4 protein-coding genes are annotated in these 4,112 nt (G+C 75.2%); 1 reads left to right on the top strand and 3 read right to left on the bottom strand.

Translation table 11 applies throughout. The features are described 5' to 3' along the window. Positions 1 to 427: 427 nt before the first annotated feature. The 3 genes from ACSNOK_RS31310 to ACSNOK_RS31300 all read right to left on the bottom strand — a co-directional run bounded on the left by ACSNOK_RS31310 (position 428) and on the right by ACSNOK_RS31300 (position 3,597). Complete coding sequence (locus ACSNOK_RS31310; protein WP_436784176.1) at positions 428 to 1,360, bottom strand: 1-phosphofructokinase family hexose kinase; 933 nt, start codon at positions 1,358 to 1,360, stop codon at positions 428 to 430. A 123-nt stretch (positions 1,361 to 1,483) separates the two neighbouring features. Then, positions 1,484 to 2,638: an N-acetylglucosamine-6-phosphate deacetylase gene (nagA, locus tag ACSNOK_RS31305; protein WP_436784175.1), complete on the bottom strand. Its 1,155-nt coding sequence runs from the start codon at positions 2,636 to 2,638 to the stop codon at positions 1,484 to 1,486. After that, positions 2,638 to 3,597 (bottom strand): ROK family protein, encoded by a 960-nt coding sequence (locus ACSNOK_RS31300; RefSeq protein ID WP_436784174.1) that lies wholly within the window; start codon positions 3,595 to 3,597, stop codon positions 2,638 to 2,640. Before ACSNOK_RS31300 ends, nagA begins: the two co-directional genes overlap by 1 nt. Positions 3,598 to 3,671: 74 nt before the next feature. On the opposite strand from ACSNOK_RS31300, the gene ACSNOK_RS31295 reads away from it, so the two are divergent. After that, positions 3,672 to 4,112, top strand: a 441-nt coding sequence (locus ACSNOK_RS31295; RefSeq protein WP_436784177.1) for a response regulator, incomplete at its 3' end; no start/stop codon positions are given.

The raw sequence follows: 4,112 nt of genomic DNA, 5'->3' as shown, positions 1-4,112 counted from the left end.
TGGGGGGGGGGGGGGGACGGCAGCGTCCGTACGGGGGCGGGGAGGCGAAATGGGCTGCGGGCCAGGGCCTGTTCGTGCCGGTGCGAGGGCGTCGGTGGTTCGTGGTGTGTGGGCGGGGAGTCGTTCGTCCGGTCCGGATGCTCTGGGCCGGCGGCTGGTGGCGGTGTCAGGCGGTCCGGCCGCCGGGCTCGCCCCCAGGCCGGGGCCGGTCGACCTCCCGGGCCGGTCTCCGCCCGTTCGGGAGGTCCACCCGATCGGGGCTTTCGGTCTTCCCGGGGATCCTGTCCGTCCTTGGCGTGGGTCAACCAAGGCGTCGTGGCGTCCGTTTCCGTGCACCTCGTCCGTCCGGGGCGCGCCGCCCGTGCGCGCGGAGTTCGTGTCCCGGGGGCCCGGGCGCCCCGGCCGGTCGTCCCGCCGTGACGGGCCCTCACACCGTCACCACCTTCACCAGCGGCAACGCCGCCTCGTACGCCTCCGCGTCGAACTCGCCCGCCACCGGCGCCCGTACCGTCGCCGCCGAGACGGCGACCGCGCGGCGGAGGCGGTCGGGCCAGGGGAGGCCCTCCAGCCAGGCCGACAGCAGGCCGGCTACGGCGGAGTCGCCGGCGCCGGTGGGGTTGCCCTTGAGGCGGGCGGGCGGGGTGGCGCGCCAGGTGCCGTCAGGGGTGACGGCGAGCATGCCGTCCGTGCCGAGGGACGCGGCGACGGCGTGGGCGCCGCGGCGGCGGGCGTCGTGGGCGGCGCGGGCGGGCTCGGTGGAGCCGGTGAGGGCGGCGAGTTCGGCGGCGTTCGGCTTGACGACGTCGGGGCGGGCGGCGACGCCGCGCCGCAGCGGTTCCCCGGCGGTGTCGAGGAGGACGGGCAGGGAGCGGGCCCGCGCCTGGCGGATGAGCTGGGCGTACGCGCCGACCGGGACGCCCGGCGGCAGGCTGCCGCACAGGGCCACGGCCCGCGCACCGTCGAGGAGTTGCGCGTAACGGGCCGTGAAGGCGGACCATTCGGCCGCGGTGATCGCCGGGCCCGCCTCGTTGAGCTGGGTGGTGTCGCCGGTGCTCGCGTCGACGATGCCGACCGTGCGGCGCGTGGAGCCGGCGCAGGGGATGAGGGCGTCGGTCAGGCGGCCCGGTGTGTTCTCGGCGGCCGTGGCCAGGAGGGCGCGGAGTGTGTCGCCCGTGGGGCCGCCCGCGAAGCCGGTGACGGTGGTGTCGTGGCCGAGCCGGGCCAGGACGCGGGAGACGTTGAGGCCCTTGCCGCCCGGCCGTTCGACCGCCTCGGCGACGCGGTGCGAGGTGTGGGGGCGCAGCCGGGGGACCCGATAGGTGAGGTCGAGCGCGGCGTTGAGCGTGACCGTGAGGATCATCGGCGCCTCTCTCGGACCGGTCCGCGGGGACCCAGGGGACACGATTGCGGGAGCGATCATGCCAAAACAGCGGCGGCAGGCCCAGTCCCCGGACCTGCCGCCGTTCCCCAAGCCGAGGACGAATCAGCGCACTTCGGGGCGGACCAGCCATTCGCCCTTGCGCATCACGCCGACGAGTTCGAACGCGCCGTCGAGGACCACCAGGTCGGCGTCCTTGCCCGGTTCGAGGGAGCCGACGCGGTCCGCGACGCCCAGGAGCCGGGCCGGGTTGGCGGAGAGGGCGGCGACCGCGTCCTCGACCGGCAGCCGGTCGACCGTCACCGCGCGGCGGAACGCCGTGTCCAGCGTGAGCGTCGAGCCGGCGATGGAACCGGCCGTCGGGCCGTCCGCGATGCGCGCGACCGCGTCCTTCACCTCGACGCGCATCGGCCCCAGCGCGTACATCCCGTCGCTCATGCCCGCCGCGCCCATCGCGTCGGTGATGAACGCGACCCGGCCGGCGCCGGCGCGGGCGAACGCCAGCTCCAGGACGGACGGGTGCAGGTGCGTGCCGTCGTTGATCAGCTCGACGGTGACCCGCTCGTCCTCCAGCAGCGCCGCGATCGGTCCGGGCGCGCGGTGCAGCAGTGTGGGCATGGCGTTGAAGAGGTGGGTGGCGACGGTGGCGCCCGCCTCGACGGCGTCCAGCGTCGCCTCGTAGGTGGAGTCCGTGTGGCCCACGGCGGCGATGACGCCCAGGTCGGCGAGCATGCGGACGGATTCGAGGCCGCCGGGGAGCTCGGGGGCGAGCGTCATCATCCGGGCCGTGCCGTGCGCCGCGTCGATCAGCTTGCGGACGTCGGCCGGGTCCGGGTCGCGCAGCAGTTCCGGCTGGTGGGCGCCGCAGCGGTGCGGGGAGATGAACGGGCCCTCGAAGTGCACGCCGGCCAGGTCGCCCTGCTGGGTGAGCTCCGCGAGGACGGCCGCCTGCCGGGCGAGGTCGTCCAGGTCGCCGGTGACGGTGGAGGCGACCATCGTCGTCGTGCCGTGCGCGCGGTGCGCGCGGACGGCGGTCATGGCCTCCTCCGGGTCGCCGGAGGAGAAGGAGGCGCCGCCACCGCCGTGGACGTGCATGTCCACGAAGCCGGGGACGATCCAGTGGCCGGTGAGGTCCCAGGTCGGGGGTTCCTCGGGGGCGTCCGCGACGAGGCGGGTGCCCTCGACGGTGACGCGGCCGTGCTCCACCACCCCGGTCGGCAGCACGACACGGGCGCCGTCGAGAACCGTTCGTTCGACCATCAGGCGGATACCTCCGTGGATTCCGTGGATTCCCGGGCGGCCAGCAGGTCCCGGGCGAGCAGGCCCGCGCCCAGGCAGCCGGCGGTGGCCCCGAGGGCCGCCGGGACGATGAGGGGGAGTTTCTGGAACGTGAGGCGCTCCGCGACGGCGGCACGCAGCGGGCCGAACAGCGTTTCGCCCGATTCGGCCAGCCCGCCGCCGACGATCAGCGTACGGGGGTCGAGCAGCGTCAGGCCGACGACGAGGCCGTCCGCGAGCGCGTCCACCGCTTCCTGCCAGACGCGGCGGGCGCGCGGGTCGCCGGCGTCGACGGCGCGGGCGCAGTCGGCGGCGTCGGCGGCCGGGTCGCCGCTCGCCGCGGCCCAGGCCCGGCCGACGGCGGCGGCCGACGCGAGCGTCTCCAGACAGCCGCGGCCGCCGCAGCCGCACTCCGGGGCGTCCGGGCCGCGGCGTACGGCGATGTGGCCGATCTCGCCGGCCGAGCCGTTCGCGCCTTCCTCGACGCGGCCCTCGATGCCGATCGCTCCCGCGATGCCGGTGCCGAGTGCCACGAAGAGGAAGCGGTCCGCTCCCCGGCCGGCGCCGAGGCGGCCCTCGGCGAGGCCGCCCGTGCGGACGTCGTGGCCCAGGGCCACGGGGATGCCGCGCAGGCGGCGGCTCAGCAGGTCGCTCAGCGGGAGGTCGCGCCAGCCGAGGTTGGCGGCGTAGACGGCGGTGCCTGTCGTGGTGTCGACGACGCCCGGTACGGCGATGCCCGCGGCTGCCGGGGGTTCGCCGAACTCCTTCTCGCCTCGTTCGGCGAGTTCCGCGGCGAGGTCGAGGATGCGGTTCACCACGGCGTCCGGGCCGCGGTCCCGGCCTGTCGGCCGGACGGTTTCGTGGGCGAGGGTGGTGTCCGCGCCCATCAGGGCGGCTTTTATCCCGGTGCCGCCCACGTCGAGGGCGATGACATGTTTCACCGGGACAGTTTCGCGCGTGGGGGTGGGAAAGGTCTAGTCCACTGGCCCTGTGGGGGGCGGTCTTCGGGGTGGAAGTGGGGAAAAGCCGGACGCGGTGCGGTGGGCGCGCCTACTCTCGGGGTGTGCCTGGCTTGCCCGGCCGGGTCCTCGTTGTCGACGACAACAGGGTCATCCGGCAGTTGATCAGGGTCAATCTCGAGCTCGAGGGCTTCGAGGTGGTGACCGCGGCCGATGGTGCCGAGTGTCTGGAGATCGTGCATCGGGTGTGTCCCGATGTGGTGACCCTCGACTTCGTGATGCCGCGGCTCGACGGATTGCGGACGGCGGCGCGGCTGCGGGACGACGCGCGGACGCGGGACATACCCATCGCCCTCATCAGCGCGTGCGCGCAGTTGGATGGCGAGGGCGAGCGGTCCGCCGGGGTGGACGCGTTTCTGGCGAAGCCCTTCGAGCCGGCGGAGCTGGTGCGGATGGTGCGGGGGTTGCTGTCGAGGCGTGGGGGCGAGGGGGAGGCG

The organism is Streptomyces sp. URMC 126 (assembly GCF_051386555.1).
Taxonomy (GTDB): domain Bacteria; phylum Actinomycetota; class Actinomycetes; order Streptomycetales; family Streptomycetaceae; genus Streptomyces.
This window is presented reverse-complemented; position numbering and strand designations above follow the sequence as displayed.